The organism is Roseateles sp. GW821-FHT03B02 (assembly GCF_059421025.1).
Genome location: NZ_JBWKUV010000001.1, coordinates 868,438 through 889,436, shown reverse-complemented (window position 1 = coordinate 889,436; position 20,999 = coordinate 868,438). Strand labels below are relative to the sequence as shown.

20 protein-coding genes are annotated in these 20,999 nt (G+C 68.5%); 14 read left to right on the top strand and 6 right to left on the bottom strand.

The window, feature by feature from the left end:
* Nucleotides 1–13: 13 nt before the first annotated feature.
* The 3 genes from AC07VX_RS03925 to AC07VX_RS03915 form a co-directional block, all read right to left on the bottom strand.
* Nucleotides 14–901, bottom strand: coding sequence for an EamA family transporter (locus tag AC07VX_RS03925; protein ID WP_493163830.1), 888 nt, complete (start codon nt 899–901; stop codon nt 14–16).
* Between the two features lie 61 nt (nt 902–962).
* Nucleotides 963–2,063, bottom strand: a complete 1,101-nt coding sequence (locus AC07VX_RS03920; protein ID WP_493163010.1) for a diguanylate cyclase — start codon at nt 2,061–2,063, stop codon at nt 963–965.
* Between the two features lie 76 nt (nt 2,064–2,139).
* Nucleotides 2,140–2,637 (bottom strand): Lrp/AsnC family transcriptional regulator, encoded by a 498-nt coding sequence (locus AC07VX_RS03915; protein ID WP_493163011.1) that lies wholly within the window; start codon nt 2,635–2,637, stop codon nt 2,140–2,142.
* A gap of 115 nt (nt 2,638–2,752) precedes the next feature.
* Here AC07VX_RS03915 and AC07VX_RS03910 point away from each other — a divergent pair, with 115 nt between their 5' ends.
* The 11 genes from AC07VX_RS03910 to AC07VX_RS03860 all read left to right on the top strand — a co-directional run bounded on the left by AC07VX_RS03910 (nt 2,753) and on the right by AC07VX_RS03860 (nt 15,129).
* The gene (locus tag AC07VX_RS03910) at nt 2,753–4,018 is read left to right on the top strand and encodes a serine hydrolase domain-containing protein (RefSeq protein ID WP_493163012.1); all 1,266 of its coding nucleotides are present in this window, start codon (nt 2,753–2,755) and stop codon (nt 4,016–4,018) included.
* Nucleotides 4,019–4,244: 226 nt separating this feature from the next.
* Complete coding sequence (locus AC07VX_RS03905) at nt 4,245–7,787, top strand: indolepyruvate ferredoxin oxidoreductase family protein (protein WP_493163013.1); 3,543 nt, start codon at nt 4,245–4,247, stop codon at nt 7,785–7,787.
* A gap of 55 nt (nt 7,788–7,842) precedes the next feature.
* A complete protein-coding gene (locus AC07VX_RS03900; RefSeq protein WP_493163014.1) occupies nt 7,843–8,616 on the top strand; it encodes a substrate-binding periplasmic protein in 774 nt (257 codons plus the stop codon).
* 168 nt (nt 8,617–8,784) lie between these two features.
* The gene (locus AC07VX_RS03895) at nt 8,785–9,426 is read left to right on the top strand and encodes a PEP-CTERM sorting domain-containing protein (RefSeq protein WP_493163015.1); all 642 of its coding nucleotides are present in this window, start codon (nt 8,785–8,787) and stop codon (nt 9,424–9,426) included.
* 72 nt (nt 9,427–9,498) lie between these two features.
* On the top strand, nt 9,499–10,425 hold the full coding sequence (locus AC07VX_RS03890; protein ID WP_493163016.1) for a DMT family transporter: 927 nt from the start codon (nt 9,499–9,501) through the stop codon (nt 10,423–10,425).
* Nucleotides 10,426–10,526: 101 nt separating this feature from the next.
* Complete coding sequence (locus AC07VX_RS03885; RefSeq protein ID WP_493163017.1) at nt 10,527–11,063, top strand: cytochrome b; 537 nt, start codon at nt 10,527–10,529, stop codon at nt 11,061–11,063.
* Nucleotides 11,064–11,076: 13 nt separating this feature from the next.
* The gene (locus AC07VX_RS03880; protein WP_493163018.1) at nt 11,077–11,610 is read left to right on the top strand and encodes a YceI family protein; all 534 of its coding nucleotides are present in this window, start codon (nt 11,077–11,079) and stop codon (nt 11,608–11,610) included.
* 38 nt (nt 11,611–11,648) lie between these two features.
* Complete coding sequence (locus AC07VX_RS03875; protein ID WP_493163019.1) at nt 11,649–12,218, top strand: YceI family protein; 570 nt, start codon at nt 11,649–11,651, stop codon at nt 12,216–12,218.
* Nucleotides 12,219–12,443: 225 nt separating this feature from the next.
* Nucleotides 12,444–13,886: a sensor histidine kinase gene (locus tag AC07VX_RS03870; RefSeq protein ID WP_493163020.1), complete on the top strand. Its 1,443-nt coding sequence runs from the start codon at nt 12,444–12,446 to the stop codon at nt 13,884–13,886.
* Nucleotides 13,883–14,287, top strand: coding sequence for a hypothetical protein (locus AC07VX_RS03865; RefSeq protein ID WP_493163021.1), 405 nt, complete (start codon nt 13,883–13,885; stop codon nt 14,285–14,287). Before AC07VX_RS03870 ends, AC07VX_RS03865 begins: the two co-directional genes overlap by 4 nt.
* 20 nt (nt 14,288–14,307) lie before the next feature.
* Nucleotides 14,308–15,129, top strand: coding sequence for a LytR/AlgR family response regulator transcription factor (locus AC07VX_RS03860; RefSeq protein WP_493163022.1), 822 nt, complete (start codon nt 14,308–14,310; stop codon nt 15,127–15,129).
* 48 nt (nt 15,130–15,177) lie between these two features.
* Here AC07VX_RS03860 and AC07VX_RS03855 read toward each other — a convergent pair whose 3' ends face one another.
* Together AC07VX_RS03855 and soxR are read right to left on the bottom strand one after the other, a co-directional pair.
* Entirely contained in the window at nt 15,178–15,954 is a 777-nt protein-coding gene (locus AC07VX_RS03855) for a ferredoxin--NADP reductase (RefSeq protein ID WP_493163023.1), read from the bottom strand.
* Between the two features lie 69 nt (nt 15,955–16,023).
* A complete protein-coding gene (soxR, locus tag AC07VX_RS03850) occupies nt 16,024–16,467 on the bottom strand; it encodes a redox-sensitive transcriptional activator SoxR (protein ID WP_493163025.1) in 444 nt (147 codons plus the stop codon).
* Nucleotides 16,468–16,642: 175 nt separating this feature from the next.
* Between soxR and AC07VX_RS03845 the strand changes: the two genes are divergently transcribed.
* The 3 genes from AC07VX_RS03845 to AC07VX_RS03835 are packed head-to-tail and all read left to right on the top strand — an operon-like array spanning nt 16,643 to nt 18,669.
* Nucleotides 16,643–17,542 (top strand): questin oxidase family protein, encoded by a 900-nt coding sequence (locus AC07VX_RS03845; protein ID WP_493163026.1) that lies wholly within the window; start codon nt 16,643–16,645, stop codon nt 17,540–17,542.
* A 45-nt stretch (nt 17,543–17,587) separates the two neighbouring features.
* Nucleotides 17,588–18,154 (top strand): helix-turn-helix domain-containing protein, encoded by a 567-nt coding sequence (locus AC07VX_RS03840; protein ID WP_493163027.1) that lies wholly within the window; start codon nt 17,588–17,590, stop codon nt 18,152–18,154.
* Complete coding sequence (locus tag AC07VX_RS03835; protein WP_493163028.1) at nt 18,151–18,669, top strand: GNAT family N-acetyltransferase; 519 nt, start codon at nt 18,151–18,153, stop codon at nt 18,667–18,669. The genes AC07VX_RS03840 and AC07VX_RS03835 overlap by 4 nt, the downstream gene beginning before the upstream one ends.
* On the opposite strand, the gene AC07VX_RS03830 is transcribed toward AC07VX_RS03835, so the two are convergent.
* On the bottom strand, nt 18,656–20,968 hold the full coding sequence (locus AC07VX_RS03830) for an ATP-binding protein (protein ID WP_493163029.1): 2,313 nt from the start codon (nt 20,966–20,968) through the stop codon (nt 18,656–18,658). The genes AC07VX_RS03835 and AC07VX_RS03830 overlap by 14 nt on opposite strands.
* Nucleotides 20,969–20,999 lie beyond the last annotated feature (31 nt).

Sequence of the window (20,999 nt, the reverse complement as noted above, 5' to 3'; positions counted from 1 at the left end):
CCTCGGTGCAGCCTCAGTCCGCGGCAGCCTTGGCCCTGAGCTGCAAAAGCCGCGGTCCGAACAGGTTGATCGCCAGACCGGCCAGCACCAGGGTCGCCGCGATGAGCTTCCAGGCCGGCAGCGGCTCGCCCAGCAGCAGCGCCGCCGAGCCCATGCCGAACACCGGCACCAGCAGCGCCATGGGCACGATGCTCCCGGCCGGGTGGCGGGCCAGCAGCCAGCTCCAGACGCCGTAGCCGAACAGCGTGTTGCCGACCGACTGCCACAGCACCGCCGCCCAGGTGCCGAGGTCGGCCGCGGCGATGCCGGCCATCATCGGCTGCGGGCCGTCGATCAGCAGCGCCAGCAGCAGCAGCGGCGGCACCGCGAAGGCGCTGCTCCAGACGACGTAGGCCAGCATGTCGATGCGGCCGGCGCGCTGCGTCAGCAGGTTGGCGCAGGCCCAGGAGAAGGCGGCGGCCAGCACCATGGCTACGCCCAGGGCCGTGGTCGTGCCGTCGGTGTGCGAGGCGATGACGGCCACGCCGCCGGCTGCCAGCGCCAGGCCCAGCCACTGCGCGCCCAGCACCTTCTCCTTGCGGATGCGCACGGCCAGCAGCAGCGTGAAGAAGACCTGCGTCTGCACGACCAGCGACGCCAGGCCCGGCGAAATCTGGCTGCGCATGGCCAGATACAGCAGGCCGAACTGGCCGACGCCGATGAGCACGCCATAGCCCGCCAGGTTGCGCCAGCCCACGGTCGGGCGGCGCAGGAAGAAGCAGGCCGGCACCAGCGCGAAGCTGAAGCGCAGCACGGCCAGCGTCATCGGCGGCAGCGTGTGCAGCGCGTACTTGATGACGACGAAATTGCTGCCCCAGATGGCGACGACGGCGAGGGCGAGCAGGAAGTGGCGCAGCGGCAGGGGGGCCATGCGAGGAGGCGTTGGCGGAGGTGCGGCGGACTATGCCAGCCGGTGGCTGCCCCTAGTCGGCACAGGTGCGATTGCGGCCCGTGGCCTTGGCCTGGTAGAGCAGTCGATCGGCGCGCTCCAGTGTCTGGGCCAGGGTGTCGGTGCGCTGGTGGCCGGTCAGGCCGATGGAAACGGTGATGGCGACGGGCTGGTCGCTGCCCACGTCGACGCGCAGCGCGGCGATGTGCTGCCGCAGCCTCTCCATGCCGACGAGGGCGGTCGGCATGCTGGTGTCGGGCAGCAGCACGAGGAACTCTTCGCCGCCCCAGCGCGCCAGCACGTCGGTTGCCCGCAGGGCCGCCTGGCCCGCCTGGGCGAAGGCGCGCAGCACGGTGTCGCCAGCGGCATGGCCGTGCGCGTCGTTGACACGCTTGAAGTGATCGAGGTCGGCGATGGCGATGCAGAACTCATGATGGTGGCGCAGCGAGCGCAGCAGCTCCTGGTCCATCAGGGCCTGCATCTGGCGGCGGTTGGGCAGGCCGGTCAGCTCGTCGCGCGTGGCGATGGCCTGCAGCTGGGCCAGCGCGCGGGCCAGTTCTTCGCGCTGGTCGGACAGGCGGTGGCGGATGCGGCTGAGCCGGGCCGTCAGCACGGCGACGGCCGGCAGCATGATGGCGAGCATGACGAAATGCCCCGCCTCCACCGCCACCGGGTAGGCGGCCGGACGCAGCGCCGACATGCCGGCCATGACGGCGCCGAACAGGGCCAGCGCGTAAAGGCACAGCGCGTAGGCGGTGCGTGCTCGCAGCTGGAACATGCCGAACATCAGGATCAGCGTCAGCACCGGGAACACCGCGCCGCGCAGGATGCCGGCCTGGGCATAGCCCAGCGCCGCGGCGCTGAGAGCGAAGGCGATCTGCACGCCGGTCAGCGACGGGTCGGCGAAGCGCAGCGACCAGCCGCTGCGGATGGCGCCGTAGATCAGTCCCATGCCGCCGAGCGCGCCGGCCGTCCACGCCCACAGGGCCAGGCCGCGCTCACCGTGCCCGACCGCCACTGCGTAGTGCAGCATGGGCACGCACAAGCCCATCAGCGCCATCGCCAGCGAGGTCTGCCGCAGCCGCAATCGCTGGGCCGAGTCGGTGCCCAGCCACAGATTTCCCAGCCGCCGCATGCTTGCGCCCCTCATGCCGCAAGCCTAACCGCTCGGCGGCATCGGCCCGGCGGCGCGAGGGCCGGTCGCATGGCGGTCATCCCTTGAGGTGGCCGAGCGGCAGCACGCCGCTGGCCTTGACCTCTCCCAGCGAGAAGCTGGTGTGGATGTCCTTGACGTTGGGCAGGTTCAGCAGCGTGTCGATGGAGAAGCGCGAGAAGGCGTCCAGGTCCGTGGCCATCACCTGCAGCTCGAAGGTGCCCGCGCCCGAGATGTAGTGGCAGGCGATGACTTCGGGCAGCTGGCGGATGGCGTCTTCCAGCGGCTTGGTGGCCGCGCCCGCGCTGCGCTCGGCATCCACGCGCACGAAGGCCAGCACCCCGAGGCCCAGCTTGCGGCGGTCGATCTCGGCGCGGTAGCCGGTGATGTAGCCCTGGTCCTCCAGCCACTTCACGCGCCGCCAGGTGGGGGCGGCCGACAGGCCGATGCGCTGGGCCAGCTCGGCGTTGGACTGGCGTGCGTCGCGCTGCAATTCGGCCAGGATGGCAATGTGGTAGCGGTCCAGCTCGTCGGATGTGGCGTCTTCGGAACTCATGCTTGCGGTTGGTTGACGGAGGCGGGAGCAAGGCGCGCGCGGTGGCGGGCGGCGCTTGCCGAATCGAACCGCGATGCTAGGCTTGATCGAGCCCTACTAGCGCCAGGAGTTCCTCATGCTCCGTCCCATGGCTTCCCTCGTCGCGGTCCTGCTGACCGCTGTATCGGTCCAGGCCGCACCACCTTTGCCGGAGGCGCGGCCCGAGTCGTTGGGCTTCTCGATCGAGCGGCTGCAGAGGCTGGACCGGGTCATCGAGCAGGACGTCGCGGAGGGGCGCATCCCGGGTGCCGTCATAGCCATCGCCCGGCGTGGCCGCCTGGCCTACTTCAAGGCCTACGGCTGGCGGGACAAGGCCGTCGGCTTGCCGATGACGACGGACACGATCTTTCCGCTCAACTCGCTGGGCAAGCCGCTGGTGGCCGTGGCCGCCTTGATGCTCTACGAGCAGGGGCAGTGGCTGATGACCGACCCCTTGTCGAAGTATTTGCCGCAGTTCGCGAACATGAACGTGGCGCGGTTCACGACCGATGCCACCGGCGCCGCGCCGGAGCTGTCGCCCGCGCTGAAGTCGATCACGCTGCTCGACCTGCTGCGCAACACCTCCGGGCTGAGCTATGCCGTGATGGGCAATACCTCGGTGCACCAGGCGTATCCGCCCGGGGAATCGGCCGGCGCACGGGTGCTGACCTCGAAGGAATTGATCGACAAGCTGGCAAGCCTGCCCTTGCTCTACCAGCCGGGCACGACGTGGGAGTACGGCGCTTCGACGACCGTCCTGGGCATCGCGCTGGAGTCGGTGGTCCGCCAGCCCTTGAGCGAGTTCCTGGCGGCACAGCTGTTCCGGCCGCTTCGCATGGCCGACAGCCACTTCCTCGTGCCTGGCGACAAGGCCTCGCGCTATTCCCAGCCCTTGAGCCCAGATCCGCTGACGGGCAAGCCACCGCAGGCCTTCGACATGACGCAGGCCCTGAAGTTCGACTGCAGCGCGTGCTCGGCTTCCACCGCCGGTGACTACCTGCGCTTCGCCCAGATGCTGCTGAACGGCGGCACGCTCGACGGCGTGCGCCTGCTGGGCCGCAAGACGGTTGACTTCATGGCGACCGACCAGCTGCCCGCCGAACCTGAGCCACGTGTCGCCGCCTTCACGCCCTACACGGGCTACGGCTTCGGCCTGGGCGTGGCCGTGCGGCGCCAGGGTGCGCAGGCATCTTCGCCGGGGTCCGCCGGCGAATTCGGCTGGATTGGTGCACTCGGCCAGCAGTTCTGGGTGGACCCCAAGGAGCAGCTGGCGGTGGTCTTTCTTCTCAACACGCGTGGTGCGACGGTGGGGCGATATCGGTCGCTGGTGCGGGCCTTGGTGCAGCAAGCCCTGGTCGATTGAGTGCGGCTCGTGGTTTGCCCTAATCATTCGAAACTTGATATGAAAGAAGTTATTTTTGCGATTGAGGGAAAGGACATTGCGCCAATGGCTCAAGTCTGGATTGAATGAGAAAGCACCACTCGCGCCCATTTCCCTACACTGCCCGGTCCGGCCATACTGGCCCGACGCCCGTGCGCCCGCTCCACAAGAGCGGTCCGCCAGGGCATCCCGATTCAGGAGACCCCCGATGAACGCCCCGCTGCCCGAACACATCCTGCGCGCGCTGCAGACCGTCACCCTCGACGACAAATACGCGCTCGATTCCGGCCGTGCCTTCATGAGCGGCGTGCAGGCCCTGGTGCGGCTGCCCATGCTTCAGCGCACGCGCGACGCGATGGCCGGGCTGAACACGGCGGGCTTCATCAGCGGTTACCGGGGTTCTCCGCTGGGTGGCTACGACCAGGCGCTGATGGCGGCCAAGAAGCACCTGGCCAAGCAGAACATCGTGTTCCAGCCCGGCGTCAACGAGGAACTCGGCGCGACGGCCGTGTGGGGCACGCAGCAGCTCGACCTCTTCCCCGAGAAGGCCAGGTTCGACGGCGTGTTCGGCCTCTGGTACGGCAAGGGCCCGGGCGTGGATCGCTGCATCGACGTGTTCAAGCACGCCAACATGGCCGGCACGTCCAAGCATGGCGGCGTCATCGCCATCGCGGGCGACGACCACATCGCCAAGAGCTCGACGGCGGCCCACCAGAGCGACCACGTGTTCAAGGCGGTGGGCTTCCCGACCTTCTTCCCGAGCAGCGTGCAGGACATCCTCGACATGGGCCTGCACGCCTTCGCCATGAGCCGCTTCTCCGGCCTGTGGGCTGGCATGAAGACCATCCAGGAGATCGTCGAATCGTCGGCCTCCATCAGCGTGGATCCGGACCGCGTCAACATCATCCTGCCCGAGGACTTCGTCGTGCCGCCGGGCGGCCTGCACATCCGTTGGCCGGACCCGCCGCTCGAACAAGAGTCGCGGATGATGAATTACAAGTGGTACGCGGCGCTGGCCTACATCCGCGCCAACCGCCTGAACTACAACGTCATCGAAGGCCCGAACGACCGCTTCGGCATCATCACCAGCGGCAAGGCCTTCAACGACACCCGCCAGGCCCTGCACGACCTGGGCCTGGACGACGACACCTGCCGGCGCCTCGGCATCCGGCTGCACAAGGTCAACGTCGTGTGGCCGCTGGAGGCGCAGGTGGCGCGCGAGTTCGCCAAGGGCCTGCAGGAGATCCTCGTCGTCGAGGAGAAGCGCCAGATCATCGAGTACCAGGTCAAGGAAGAGCTCTACAACTGGCGCGCCGACGTGCGCCCCAACGTGCTCGGCAAGTTCGATGCGGGTGATGCCGATGGCGGCGAGTGGAGCGTGCCCAACCCCAGCGAGCACTGGCTGCTGCGCCCGCAGGCCGACCTGACGCCGGCCATCATTGCCCGCGCCATCGCCAAGCGCCTGAAGAAGCTGGGCGTGGACAGCGACATCGTGGCCCGGCTGGATGCGCGCATGGCGGTCATCGATGCCAAGGAGGCGTCCCTCAAGGCCGAGGAAAAGACGGCCGGCGGCGCCGACCGCACGCCCTGGTTCTGCTCGGGCTGCCCGCACAACACCAGCACCCGCGTGCCCGAGGGCTCGCGCGCCGTGGGCGGCATCGGCTGCCACTACATGGTGACCTGGATGCCCGGCCGCAACACCGCGACCTTCACGCAGATGGGCGGCGAGGGCGTGCCCTGGGTGGGCCAGGCGCCGTTCACCGACGAGAAGCACATCTTCAGCAACCTCGGCGATGGCACCTACTTCCACAGCGGCAGCCTGGCCATCCGCCAGAGCATCGCCGCGGGCGTGAACATCACCTACAAGATCCTCTACAACGATGCCGTCGCGATGACCGGCGGCCAGCAGGTGGGCGAGCGCCCCGAGGGCCACACCGTCATCCAGATCATGAACAGCGTGATCTCCGAGGGCGTGAAGAAGCTGGTCATCGTCACCGACGAGCCGGCCAAGTACGAGGGCGTGGCCCTGGCGCCCGGCGTGACCGTGCACCACCGCGACGAGCTCGACGACATCCAGCGCCAGTTCCGTGAGATCCCGGGCACCACGGCCATCATCTACGACCAGACCTGCGCCACCGAGAAGCGCCGCCGCAGGAAGCGCGGCAAGCTGGTGGACCCGGCCAAGCGCGTGGTCATCAACGAGCTGGTCTGCGAAGGCTGCGGCGACTGCTCGGTGCAGAGCAACTGCCTGTCGGTCGAGCCGCTGGAGACCGACTTCGGCCGCAAGCGCCAGATCAACCAGAACACCTGCAACAAGGACTACTCCTGCGTGAAGGGCTTCTGCCCCAGCTTCGTCACCGTCGAGGGTGGCGAGCTGAAGAAGCCCAAGAAGGAGGCGCGCAAGAGCCCCTTCGACGCGGCGCTGCCGGGCCTGCCGATGCCGGTGATCCCGAACGCCGAGGAGGCCTGGGGCATCGTCGTCGCCGGCGTGGGCGGCACGGGCGTCATCACCATCGGCCAGCTGCTGGGCATGGCCGCCCACCTGGAAGGCAAGGGCGTCATCACGCAGGACGCCGCCGGCCTGGCCCAGAAGGGCGGCGCGACCTGGAGCCACATCCAGATCGCCAACACGCCCGAGGCCATCCACTGCACCAAGGTCGGCACGGCCGAGGCGGACCTCGTCATCGCCTGCGACGCCATCGTCGCCGCCAACAAGGCCACGCTGGCCGTGATGCGCGAAGGTCGCACCTATGTGGCGCTGAACACGCATGGCTCGCCCACGGCCACGCTGGTCAACGACCCGAACTGGAGCTTCCCCGGCGCGGCCTGCGAGCAGGCGCTGGGCAAGGCCGTGGGCCAGGGGCATCTCGGCGCCTTCGACGCCGAGGAGGTGGCCGTCAAGCTGGTGGGCGACTCGCTCTACACCAACCCGCTGATGATGGGCTACGCTTGGCAGCAGGGCCGCATTCCGCTGAGCTATGACGCGCTGATGCGCGCCATCGAGCTCAACGGCGTGCAGGTGGACAACAACAAGGCCGCCTTCGAGTGGGGCCGCCGCTGCGCGCACGACCTGAAGAGCGTGCAGTCGCTGTACGCCGCCCAGGCCGTCATCCAGCTCGTCAAGCGCCAGGGCGTGGACGAGATCGTCGCCAAACGCGTGGACTTCCTGACCGGCTATCAGAACGCAGACTACGCGGCCGAGTACAAGGCCTTCGTCGACAAGGTGCGCGCCGCCGAAGCCAAGCTGGGCGGCACGACCAAGCTGACCGAGGCGGTGGCTCGCTACCTCTTCAAGTTGATGGCCTACAAGGACGAGTACGAGGTCGCCCGTCTGCACACCGACCCGGCCTTCACGGCCAAGATCGCCGGCATGTTCGAGGGCGATTACAAGCTCGTGCACCACCTCGCACCGCCGCTGCTGGCCAAGAAGAACGCCAAGGGCGAGCTGGTCAAGCGCCCCTTCGGCGCCTGGGTGCGGCCTGCCTTCGGCCTGCTGGCAAAGATGAAGGGCCTGCGTGGCACGGCTTTCGACCTCTTCGGCCACACCGAGGAGCGCCGGATGGAGCGCCGCTGGATCGGCGACTACCGCGCCGGCGTCGAGAAGGCGCTGGCGGGGCTCACCGTCGAGTCCCTCGCCAATGCCGTCGAGCTGGCCCGCGTGCCGGAGGACATCCGTGGCTACGGCCACGTGAAGGCGCGCCACGAGAAGGCCGCCAAGGCCAGGTGGGACACGCTGCTGGCGAAGGTCTGAGCGCGCCGGGCGACTGGCCTGGCGAGGCGCTGGCGCCTCGCCTACAGTGGCGGCCATGCGCCGTCGTCTCGCCTTGCCCCTGGGCCTGCTGTTCGGCTGGCTGCCGCCGGTGCGCGCCGAACAGCTGCTGCTGCGCTCGGCGGCCCAGAGCGGCTTCCCGCACAAGTTCAACGTGGGCGGGCCGGGGCAGCCGGGCTTTTGCATCGAGTACATCCAGGCGCTGAGCCAGATCGACCCCGGCCTGGCCTTCAGCGGCCTGGACGAGATGCTGCCGACCCTGCGCATCGAGCAGGAGCTGGCTTCAGGGCGTGTCGAGGTCTTCTTCGGCATGCTGAAGACGCCGGAACGCGAAGCCCTGTACCGCTTCACGGACATGCCTCGGATCTACACCATCCACCACCAGGTCGCCGTGCTCGCTTCCGACGTGCAGGCCGACCAGGTGCGCAGCATCGACGACCTGCGGGCCGCCGTCGGCTCGCGCGGCATCCTGGCCACCCGGGGCAGTGGCTATGCCAACCTGCTGAGGGATCAGCTCGGGCTCAACGTCGACGATGGCGCGACCAGCGTCGACCAGAACCTGCGCAAGCTGGTCAGCGGGCGGTCTCGCTTCCTCTACGACTCCGAGTCGTCGCTGCGTCGCGCGATCCAGGCCAGCGGGCTGCAGACCCAGGTCCGCATCCTGCCGGCCATCTTCCGCCGTCAGGACCTGTTGCTGGCCTACACGCCCACGCTGCCCGCCGAGCGCCTGGCGCGCGTGCTGGCCGCCATGCGTGCGCTGGAGGCGAGTGGCGGCGCGGCCAGGCTCCGGCTGGCCTACGGCCTGCGCTGACACCTGAGGCCTTTCATGGCGCTCGGACAACAAATGAAACGCGGCATGAAACGCGGCTGAATCCGGCGCTTTCCAGAATTTCGCCACAGGCCCCAAAGCCTCGTGGACGGCGCTTCCCGCTGGGGTGTCGGACACCCGACGACCTTTCGACGATTCAGGAAAAACACCATGCCCGCCTTTCATCTGCGCATCTTGCGACCCGTCGTTGCCGCTCTTGTCGCCGCCGCATCGTTCGCGGCCACGCCGGCCCTGGCCGGCCTCGTGTCCTTCGACTACACCGGCCAGGCTGCCGACGGCTCCACGGTGCAGGGCACCTTCGGCTGGGAAACCAGCGCGTCCAGTTCGCCCACCCTCATCGGGCTGGGCGGCGTCGTCCTCGCCAGGCGCTATGACGGCGCTGGCTTCCTGACCGGCCAGGTCAGTGGCGGCGTGCTCGATGGCCGAAGCATCACGGCCAGCGGCCTGACCTGGAACGTGCAGGATCTGGACCCCGCCTGCGCCGACTGTTCGGGCGATGCGCTGCACATCATCTACTCCGGCATGTTCGTGAGCTTCTTCGACGACACGAAGACGGCCCTGAGCAGCATGGACCTGCCTACCAGTCTGGACCTGTCGGACTGGGGCTACGAACACCGCGTGCGCCTGATCGATGTCCAGCAGGGCGTCGGTGCGCTGGAGGACTTCACCATCCTCAGCATCCAGCGCACAGCCGTCACCAGCGGCCAGCGCCTGCCCGAGCCCGGCTCGCTGGCCCTGCTGTCGCTGGCCGGCGCCTGCGCCGTAGCCGTGCGGCGCCGCGCGGGCCCCTGAGGCCCCGCCGACGGTCCGGCGAAGCGGCCGTCCACGACGCGGAAAGCCCCTGCATCGCCAGGTGCAGGCACCATGGCGCCCATGGCCGCCTCCACTCCCGCCCTTCCCGCCGCCCGGTTGAGCTGGGCCGGGCTGCTGCTGGCCATGCTTGGCGCCATCGGGTTCTCGGGCAAGGCCATCATCGTCAAGCTGGCCTACCGCCATGGCGTCGACGCGGTCACGCTGCTGATGTGGCGCATGCTGCTGGCCTTGCCGTTCTTCCTCGTCATGGCCTGGTGGGCCGGGCGCGGCAAGCCGGCGCTGACGCGTCGTGACTGGCGCGACCTGGCCGTGCTGGGCTTCACCGGCTACTACCTCGCCAGCTACCTGGACTTCGCCGGCCTGGCCTACATCTCGGCGAGTCTCGAACGCCTCATCCTCTACCTCAACCCGACGCTGGTGCTGCTGCTGTCGGTGGTGTTCTTCCACCACCGGCTGCAGGCGCGGCAGGTCATCGCCATGGCCACCAGCTACGCTGGCGTCGTAGCCGTGTTCGCGCATGAGCTCAGCTTCGAAGGCGCGAACACGGCCCTCGGCGCGGCCCTGGTGTTCGGCAGCGCGATCAGCTACGCGGTCTATCTGGCGCTCAGCGGCAAGGTCGTGCAGCGGCTGGGCGCGCTGCGCCTGGCCGGCCTGGCCAGCAGCGTGGCCTGCCTGCTGTGCATCGCGCAGTTCCTGCTGCTCAAGCCGCTGGCCGCGGCCATCGTGCCCGCGCCGGTGTTCTGGCTGTCGCTGCTGAACTCGACGGCCTGCACTGTGGCCCCCGTGCTGATGGTCATGCTGGCCATCGCCCGCATCGGCGCGCCGCTGTCGTCGCAGGTCGGCATGGTCGGGCCGATGAGCACGCTGCTGATGGGCGTCTTCATTCTCGGCGAGCCGATGAACGGCTGGATCGCGCTGGGCACGACGCTGGTGCTGGCCGGCGTCTTCCTCGTCGGCCGCAAGCCCGCCGCGCGCTGAGCGGGAAGGCCCTTCGGCCACCCGCATGTTCAAAAACGCTGAACATTGGCGACAAGGGGCATGAACCGACGCGCGCCCGCCGAGGAACACACTGCAAGCCCATGACGAGCCCCACCCGTTACACCCCCGTCGCCATCTTGCTGCACTGGCTGCTCGCGCTGGCCATCGTCGGCGCCTTCGGCGTGGGCCTGTACATGGCTGACCTGCCGCTGTCGCCCATGAAGCTCAAGCTGTTCAACTGGCACAAGTGGGCCGGCATGACCATCCTGGCGCTGTCTGCGCTGCGCCTGCTGTGGCGACTCGCGCATCGCCCGCCGGCCGACTTGCCGATGCCCGCCTGGCAGGCGCGTGTCGCTCATGGCGTGCACGTGCTGCTGTACATCGTCTTCTTTGCCGTGCCGCTGACCGGCTGGGCCATGAGCTCGGCCAAGGGCTTCCCCATCGTCTGGTTCGGCGTGCTGCCGCTGCCCGACTTCGTGCCCAAGGACCATGACCTCGGCGAACTGCTGGAAGAGGTTCACGGCGCATTGGCCTGGGGCCTGGCCGTTCTGGTGCTGGCCCATGTGGCCGGCGCGCTCAAGCACCATTTCATCGACCGCGACGGCCTGCTGGGCCGCATGTCGCTGCGTCGCCCCTGAAAGAGGATTCCCCATGACCAAACTGTTCGCATCCCTGCTGCTCGCCGCGGCCCTCGCGCCGGCCCAGGCTGCCACGCTCCAGCCCGAGAAGAGTGACCTCGCCTTCACGTTCAAGCAGATGGGCGTGCCGGTGGATGGCAAGTTCAAGAAGTTCGAAGCCCAGCTGGACTTCGACGCCAAGAAGCCCGAGGCCGGCAAGATCGCCTTCACGGTGGACCTGGGCAGCGTGTCGCTGGGTGACCCGGCCTTCGACAAGGAGCTGGTCGACCCGACCTGGTTCGATACCAAACGCAACGGCAAGGCCACCTTCGTGTCCACCGGCATCAAGCCCACCGGCGCCGGCAAGTACGACGTGACCGGCAAGCTGACCATCAAGGGCGCCGTGCGCGACGTGGTCGTGCCCATCACCCTCGCCGCGGGCGTGGCCAGCGGCAGCGTGCTCATCAAGCGCCTGGACTTCAAGATCGGCGACGGCGAATGGGCCGACACCTCCATGGTCGCCAACGACGTCACCGTCAAGTTCAAGCTGGCCTTTGCCGGCGTCTAACCCCCTCTCTACCCTCAGTCCCCCCGGAGATTTCCCCGATGAAGAAAGCCCTGCTGCTCACCGCCCTGTTCGCCGCCGTCGGCACCGCCCAGGCCCTGAGCGCCACCTACGCCCTCGACCCGACCCACACCACCGTGTTCTTCGAGGCCAATCACTTCGGCACCAGTACCAACCGCGGCCGCTGGGAGAAGAAGGAAGGCACGATCACGCTGGACAAGGCCGCCAAGACCGGCAAGGTTGAGGTCACGCTGGACATGAACTCCATCTCCAGCGGCGTGGGCCCCTTCGACGGCCATCTGAAGAGCAAGGACTTCTTCGCCGCGGCCGAGTTCCCGACGGCCAAGTTCGTCGGCAGCAAGTTCGTCTTCAATGGCGACAAGGTCGCCAGCATCTCCGGCGAGCTGACGCTGCGCGGCAAGACCAACCCGGTCACGCTCACCGCCAACAACTTCAACTGCTACGACAACCCCATGCTCAAGCGTGAAGTCTGCGGCGGCGATTTCGAGGCCACCATCCAGCGCAGCCAGTGGGGCATCACCTACGGCATCGACTACGGCATTCCCGACAGCGTCCGCATCGTCATCCAGGCCGAAGGCGTCAAGCAGTAAGGCCCGCTTCGCCCAGCCCCGAAGCCCGCCGATGGCGGGCTTTTTGCTGCCTGCGCGGTGGCGATCCGTGAACTATTGCCGGGCCCTTCATCGCGGCGTCATCGAAGCCTGCGCGGCCTGTCGCCTCCCCATGCAGTTCGTCACCCGCGCCGGCCAGAGCGTCGCGCCGGCCCCACAGGGCCCGAGGCGGCTGCGTACAGTGGCCCCAACGACGACAAACCGGCCATGAGCACCTCCTTCACTCCCAGCCCCCAGCAGAAGCTCTGGATCGAGCGCTGGCAGCGCTTTTCCACCACGGCGGTGCGCTACTTCCACGTCTACGCCGGCTGGCTGGTGGGCATCAGCTGGAAGCGCTTCGTGCTGCTGTCGCTGGCGCTGCTGATCGGCGTCAACGTGCTGAAGAACCTGCCCCCCTTCACCTGGCGCGTCAGCGAGCAGGTCGAGGAGCAAGATCGTGGCGCCGTGCGCCGCCAGGCCAAGCTGGAGGCCGAGGCCAAGAAGGCAGCCGACCAGGCCCGCAAGGTGGCCGAGAAGGCCGAGAAATCCGGCCGCAAGGTCGGCGACAAGGGCCTCCACTACGAGGTCAAGATCGACGAGCGCGGCGTGCGCATCCAGCCGGTGCGCAGCGCGGCCTCGGCCGCCAGCGCAGTCGGCGAGGACGGCGAGCCCAAGGCCGACGAGGCCCCCGTCATCGCCATCGATTTCCCCAAGAGCGCCAAGCCCGAGGACATCCGCGCCGCCGTCGAGCAGGCCAAGGAGCAGCTGGGCCAGCTCAAGGCCCAGGCCGAGGAGGTCGAGCAGGCCCAGCAGGCCGCTGCCGAGGCCCAGCAGGCGCTGCAGGAGGCCACCGAGGAAGCCGCCAATTCCCAGAACCGCAAGCGCGTGACCATCGTGCATGCCGGCGACTCGCTGGTGGACCTGGCGATCCTGTGGATCCTGGCCTCGGCCGTCATCAAGGCCATGTACAAGGGCCGCATCCAGGCCGAGGTCAAGGCTGCCCAGGCGGCCGAGAACGCCGAGAGCGAGGCGCTGAAGCGCCAGGTCGTCGAGGCCCGCATGGCCGCCATGCAGGCCCAGGTCGAGCCCCACTTCCTGTTCAACACGCTGGCCAGCATCGACCACCTGATCGAGGTCGACCCGCCCCGCGCCAGCCAGATGCAGAAGAACCTCATTGCGCTGCTGCGGGCCTCCATGCCCACCATGCGCGAGGCCAATGCCAACGGCGCCGTGCGCGACCTGGGCCGCGAGCTGGCCGTGATCCGGCCCTATCTCGAGATCCTGAAGATGCGCATGGAAGAGCGCCTGCAGACCGAGATCGACGTGCCCGAGGGGCTGCTGTCCGCCGAGTTCCCGCCCATGATGATCCAGGGCTTGGTGGAGAACGCCATCAAGCACGGCCTGGAGCCCAAGGCCGAGGGCGGCAGCCTGAAGGTCAAGGCCGAGATCGTGCACGGCAAGCTCGCCGTCACCGTGGCCGACACGGGCCTGGGCTTCGGCCGCGCCGCCACCAGCGGCACCGGCGTCGGCCTGGCCAACATCCGCGAACGCCTGCAGCTGCTGCACGGCAGCAAGGCCAGCGTCACCGTCACCGAGAACCAACCCTCGGGCACCGTGGTCACCATCACCGTGCCCTACCGCAGCCGCAACGACGAAGGAGCCGCAGCATGAAGACCTTGTTCAAGATCCTGTTCATCGGCACCGCGCTGATGGTCCTGATGGCGATGTTTGGTGGCTTCGCGCTGCTGCACCACCATGGCGGCCCGGACATGCACATCGTGCTGGACGACGGCGAGTTCTTCCTCGGCGGCAGCGACTTCGGCGACTGGCTGGGCGCTAGCATCGGCCTGTTCGTGGCCGGTGCCGTCTGCCTGTTCGTCGTGCCGCTGGTGCTGCTGCTGGGCGTGGCCCTGCCGCTGCTGATCGTCGGCGGCGTGCTGGCCGTCGTCGTCGCCAGCCTGCTCGGCGTCGGCGCGGTGCTGGGCTCGCCGCTGATCCTGCTGGGCCTGCTGCTCTTCGTCGTGCTGCGCAACCGGCGCCGCGCCAACGCCGCCCGCTCGACGCCGGTCTGATTGATCTAGCATCCGCGGCCATGAACACAGCAGCCCCCATCCGCGCCGTTCTGGCCGACGACGAACGACTGATGCGCGAGCAGTTGCGCGCGCGATTGACGGAGGTCTGGCCCGAGCTGGACATCGTGGCCGAGGCCAAGAACGGCCTCGAAGCTGTCGAGCTGACCAAGGAGCACAAGCCCGACCTGGTCTTCCTCGACATCCGCATGCCGGGCCTGACTGGCGTGGACGCCGCCCGCCAGATCGCCCAGCTGCCCGAGGACGACGACTGGCTGGTGCCCGAGATCGTCTTCATCACCGCCTACGACCAGTACGCCGTCGAGGCTTTCGAGCAGGGCGTGGCCGACTACGTCCTCAAGCCCGCCGAGCGCGAGCGCCTGCAGCTCACGGTTGCACGCATCAAGAAGCGCCTGGCCCAGCGCGAGGGCAAGGAGGCCGTCGAGACGTCTTCAGCACCGCTGCAGCAACTGCTGCACAAGCTGTCCGCCCAGGTCAGCGGTGGCGGCGGCAAGCCCAACTACCTGCAATGGATTCAAGCGACCGTTGGCCAGGCCATCCAGATGATCCCGGTCGAGGATGTGCTCTTCTTCATCAGCGACGAGAAGTACACCCGCGTGCAGACAGCCAAGGTCGAGGCCCTGATCCGCAAGCCCATCAAGGAGCTGGTGGACGAGCTGGACCCGCAGCTGTTCTGGCAGATCCACCGCTCCACGCTGGTCAACGCCCGCGCCATCGACGGCATCACCCGCGACTTCCGCGGGCGCCAACTGGTGGGCGTGAAGGGGCTGACCGAGAAGCTGGAAGTCAGCCGCAGCTACACGCACCTGTTCAAGGGCATGTAGGGCTTAGGCCGCTGCGGGCCGCCAAAAGCCGGTCCGCAGGCGAGGGGCTCACTTTTCTACGAATGCCCGCTCGATCACGTAGTCGCCCGGCGTCGTCGTGCTGCCTTCCTTGAACTTGCGGATCTCCAGCATCTCCTGCATGTCCTTCAGCAGCGCCGGGCTGCCGCACAGCATGATGCGGTCGTTCTCGGGGTCCAGCGGCGGCAGGCCCAGGTCGGCCTGCAGCTTGCCGGTCTGGATCAGGTCGGTGATGCGGCCCATGTTCTTGTAGGACTCGCGCGTGACGGTCGGGTAGTACAGCAGCTGCTCGGCAGCGTACTCGCCCAGGAACTCGTGCTGGTGCAGGTCCACCGTGAGGTGGTCGTGATAGGCCAGCTCGGCCACCTCGCGCACGCCGTGCACGATGATGACCTTCTCAAAGCGCTCATACGTCTCGGGGTCGCGCACGATGCTGATGAAGGGCGCCAGGCCCGTGCCGCTGCCCAGCAGGTAGAGGTTCTTGCCCGGCAGCAGATAGTCGATCAGCAGCGTGCCCGTGGGCTTGCGGCCGACGATGATCTTGTCGCCCGGCTTGATGTGCTGCAGCTTGGAGGTCAGCGGGCCGTCCGGCACCTTGATGCTGAGGAACTCCAGGTTCTCCTCGTAGTTGGCGCTGACGATGGAGTAGGCACGCAGCAGCGGTTTCCCGTTGTCGCCCTTCAGGCCGATCATCGTGAAGTGGCCGTTGGAGAAACGCAGCGCCTGGTCGCGCGTCGTCGTGAAGCTGAACAGGCGGTCGGTCCAGTGGTGGACGGTCAGGACGGTCTCTTCGTGGAAGGCACTCATGGGGCGATCAAGGTGACGGGTTAACCCGATATTTTCGCCCGGAAGTGATAGGCGGGCGTCGCGCAAGGGTCAACGCGTCGTTTCGATGCGCAGCAGCCTGGCCCCGGCGCCTTCGCTGCACACCTTGTCCTCGGGGTTGTAGAGCGCGCAGGCCTTCAGCGACAGGCAGCCGCAGCCGATGCAGCCGGTCAGCCGCTCGCGCAGCTGCTGCAGTGCCGCGATGCGTGCATCCAGCAGCGGTGCCCAGCTGGCCGAGAGTCGCGCCCAGTCGGCCTTGGTGGGCGTGCGTCCATCGGGCAGCGTGGCCAGGGCCGCCTTGATCTGCGGCAACGTCAGCCCCACCGTCTGTGCGGCCCGGATGAAGGCGACACGCCGCAGCGCATGCCGCGGGTACTGGCGGTGGCCGCCGGAACTGCGGCTGCCGGCAAGCAGCCCCTCGGCTTCGTAAAACCGCAATGCACTCGTCGCGACACCCGCACGCCGGGCAAGCTGGCCGATGGTCAGTGCAGCCACGTTCGAAGTCGCAGGGCTTGACTTCAAGTTAACTTCAACTTCGAGCATGGCAGCCATGTTCCCACGAACGAGCTCGCCCATGTTGATGAAGATCGCCACCCCGCCCGCCACCCTGGCCCAGCTCCACCACCTGCTCGACGCCGGCTAGGCCCTGTCCGCCACCTATCGCGGCCAATTGAGCAATCACCTGCCCATGGCTCTGCAGGCGCTGCTGGAGCTGAGGGCCTCGGCCGCACGGCTGCAGGCGTTCACGCAGGCGCAGGAAGCCATGCTTGAGCCACGCGCCGCTGCCCGCCCGGCGCGCATCGCCGTCGAGCGCGATCTGGGGCGGCCGGACAGCGACGCCGCCTGGCGCGCCCATTTCGCGGCCCGCATCGCCTTGCTGGGCTCGGGCGGCGCGCTGCGCGAAGCGCTGGCCCTGCTGCTGCCCGGCGCCGGCGCGATCGCCTTCCATGGCCTGATCCGCACCGGTCACGCCGTGCTGGCCGGCCACGAGGGCGAGCTGGCCGCTGGCCTGGCGCACTGGGCGTCCCACTTCATGCCGTTGCCGACGGGCGGTGACGGGCAGCCGCTTGGGTTCGCCGACTGGCTGCAGGCGTTGCGGGCGCTGTCCCGCCCGGTCGTGCCGGCTGGCAGCCTCATCACCGCCCGCATGCAGGTCTGGGGCGGCTCAACCGGCTTTGCCGCCATCGCCGGCCGCTTGCAACACGGGCCGGACACGCTGCGTGACCTCGCGCTGCTTGCCGCCCGCACCTATGCCGTCACCGGCAACTTCATCGTGCTGCACCTGCTGACCGCCAGTCACGCGTTGTCGGTCCTGGAGCCCTGGTGGCCGGCGCCCGAGCTGGCGCGTGGCTTCAGCGTGGCTGCCGCGGCCGGGCTGCTGGCCAGCGGCACCGAACCCGCGTCGATGCTGGACCGACCGCCCAGCCGCCCCTGGCCGGCGCTGATCTCCGCAGCCTGCGAGCAGGACGATGCCCACGTCATCAAGCTCACCCACGCCGCCTGGCGCCTCGGCCGGCGCTGGCCCGACCCCGCTTGGCGAAGGGCGGTGGAGCGCGCAATTCCACTTTGATGGATGAAAATTCCAGTAAAAGGGAAATTCCAGTAAACTGGAGGAATGGACATCACCCAACGCATCGGCCGCCGCCTGCACGAGCTGCGCGCCGCCGCCGGCCTGTCGCTCGACGCGCTGGCCCAGAAGAGCGGCGTCAGCCGTTCCAACATCTCGCTGATCGAGCGCGGCCAGAGCAGCCCCACGGCCGTTGTGCTGGACAAGCTCTCGTCGGCGCTGGGCGTCAGCGTCGCGTCGATGTTCGAGGCCGGCGAGGCGCCCGCCGCGCCCTCGCCGCTGGCCCGAGTGGCCGACCAGCCCGTCTGGAGCGACCCCGCCTCGGGCTATGTCCGCCGCAACGTGTCGCCCGCCAGCGCGTCGCCGCTGCAGCTGGTGGACGTCGTCTTCCCCGCCGGCCAGCGCGTGTCCTTCGAAACTTCCGAGCGCGACGCCGACATCCACCAGCTCGTCTGGATGATCGACGGCGTCATGGAGATCGCCCATGGCAGCGAGCAGTGGCAGCTCAGCCCCGGCGACTGCCTGGCCATGCGGCTGGACGCACCCATCCGTTTCCACAATCCTGGAGGCAAGCCGGCGCGCTACCTCGTCGCCCTCACCGGAGCCCGGCCATGACCACGATCCGTGAACTCGACGGCGCCGAGGCGCTGGCCCGCGTGGACGAACTGGCCGAGGTGCTGCGCGACTGCGTCGAAGGCGGTGCGTCGGTGGGTTTCATGCTGCCGCTGGCCGACGGGCGGCCGCAAGCTTTCTGGCGCAAGGTGGCGGCGGGTGTCGCGGCCGGCGAGCGCTACCTCTTCGTCGCCGAGGACGAGGCTGGCCGCATCTGCGGCACGCTGTCTCTCGTCGTCGACATGCCGGACAACCAGCCGCATCGGGCGGATGTCAGCAAGATGCTGGTCCATCGCAGGGCACGCCGGCAGGGCATCGCCGAGCGGCTGCTGAGCGCGCTGGAGGCGAAGGCGCGCGAACTGGGCAGGACGACGCTGGTGCTGGACACCGTCACGGGCAGCGATGCGTCGCGGGTCTATGAGAGGACAGGTTGGGCGAAGGCCGGAGACATTCCGAATTACGCCTTGATGCCTGACGGGCCGTTCTGCTCGACGACCTACTACTTCAGGGTGCTCTGAAGCCGATCCCGCGGCGCTCACGCACCTCGGGCTTCGCTCGGTGCTCCGCCTCCAACTGCGCCAGAAACTCATCCGCCGTGAAGGCTTCGCCCAGGATCTCGACCTGCTGCCGCACGGCCGCGAAGTCGCCATGCGTCAGGCAGTCCATCGCCACCAGCCTTGAGTGCTGCTCGTCGGTCGGCACGGCACTGGCCTCGCGCTCGAACATCGCCACCCGCTGCTCGGGCTTCAGCGCCTTGAAGCGGATCTTGAACGCGAAGCGCCGCAGCGCGGCTTCGTCGAGATCGTCGAAGAGATTGGTCGTGCAGATGAAGAGCCCGTTGAAGCGCTCCATGCCGGCCAGCATTTCGTTCACCTCTGACACTTCGTAGTTGCGCTCCGCATGCTTGCGGCTGCGCAGAAAACTGTCGGCCTCGTCAAGCAGCAGTACGGCGCCTTCGGTCTGGGCCATTTCGAACATCCGGGCCATGTTTTGCTCGGTCTCGCCGACGAACTTGCTGGCGATGTCGCTGGCGCGGCGCACCATCAGCGGCCGGCCGAGGGCCTGGGCGATGTGCTCGGCCAGGGCGGTCTTGCCGCTGCCGGGCGGGCCGTAGAAGCAGAGCTGGCCGCGGCCTGTGCGGCGCAGGGCCTCGATGATGCGCGGGATCTCGAAACGGCTCTCGCAGTTCAGCAGGTCCAGCGCGTAGCGGGTGACGCAGGGGCGGGCCAGGCTGCTGCCGTCGTCGCGGCCCAGCGCCTTGTCGGCGTTGAGCAGCTGGCGCTCGATGTGCTTCTCGGCGTCGCCGGCGCCGCCGGCCAGCAGGGCAAAGCGCACGGCGGTGCGGATCTGCGCCGGCGTCAGGCCCGGGCGCTCGGCCAGCTTGGCGACGAAGCCCTCGCTGACGGCCACCTCGCCCAGCGCCTTGGCCACCAGGCCCTTGCGCGCGCCGGGGGGCGGCGACTTGAGCTCCAGGTGGTATTGGAAGCGGCGCCGGAAGGCAGGGTCGATCTGTTCGATGCGGTTGGTGACCCAGATGACCGGCACCGGGTTGGTTTCCAGGATCTGGTTCACCCAGGCCTTGCCGCTGACGGAGTTGCCCACGCCGCCTTCACCGCTCGCATCCAGCCGGTTCAGCAGCGAGGCGGTGTCGCTGGACAGGGGCGGGAACACATCTTCGACCTCGTCGAACAGCAGCGCCACGTTGGCGCTGGCCTTCAGGAAGACCTGGCTGATCTGCAGCGAGCGGTAGCGGTCGCGGCCCGACAGGGAGTTGCCGTCGCGGTCGGCGTACTCGACCTCGTACAGGTCCAGGCCCGCGGCCGCGGCGGCCACCTTGGCCAGTTCGGTCTTGCCCGTGCCCGGCGGGCCGTAGAGCAGCACATTGACGCCGGTGGCGTGCGTGGCGACCGCCTGGCGCAGAAGGCCCTTGAGCAGGTCCAGGTCCTCGACGACGAACTGGAAGTCGCTGGTGCCGAGCGTGCTCAGCGCGGCCGGCCGCGTGAACACGGCCATCAGGTCGTGGGGCCCCTGGTACTCGCGCATCAGCACCGGCGGCAGCTGGTCACTGACCTTCATCAGGTCGGCCAGGTCGGTGATGTTGTGCTCGGAGATCAGGTTCTCCACCATGCCGATGCGTTCCAGCCGCGAGCCGGCGCGCAGGGCCTCGGCCACTTCGCGCTCGTCCACGCCGGCCACGGCGGCGATGGCGGCGAAGGCCTCCTGGGCAGTGTTGACCTTGAACTCGACAAGGGCGCCGCGCAGCTCGCGCTGGTAGCGGGCCAGCGTGCCGTAGAGCAGGATGGCGCGCTCGGCCGGGTTGAGCTGCAGCAGCGTGCCCAGCGCGGCGATGTTCTTCTCGACCAGCGTGGACTCGCGCTTCAACTGCCGGTCCAGGTGCTCGCAGGTGGTGGCCAGCAGGGCCATCATGTCCTTGGGCGCGTCCTTGACGTACTCGTCCAGGTAGAAGAACAGCGTCGCTTCGGAGAAGGGGCCGCTCCACTGGCCGAAGCGGTCGAGAAAGGCCTCGTCGTTCAGTGCCTCATGGCCGCGCCACAGCTCGTTGCCGGCGCAGCGTTGCGCCAGATAGCCACGCAGCCGCTGCAGCACACGGGTGGGCCAGACGAGGTGGCGGCCCGTGAAGGACAGCAGGCCGTTGAAATCGCGCCGCAGGTTGAAGCGCCCGGCGTGGCGGACGGTCAACGTCAGCACGAACTGGGAGCACATGCGGTCCAGCACCGGGGCGCTGTCCAGGCCGGGCGAGGGCAGCACGCGGGTCGATGCCCGGGAGGCTGTCTCTGCGGCGGCTCGCTTCACCATCGATGGACTCCTTGCCCGGCCTTGGACGGCC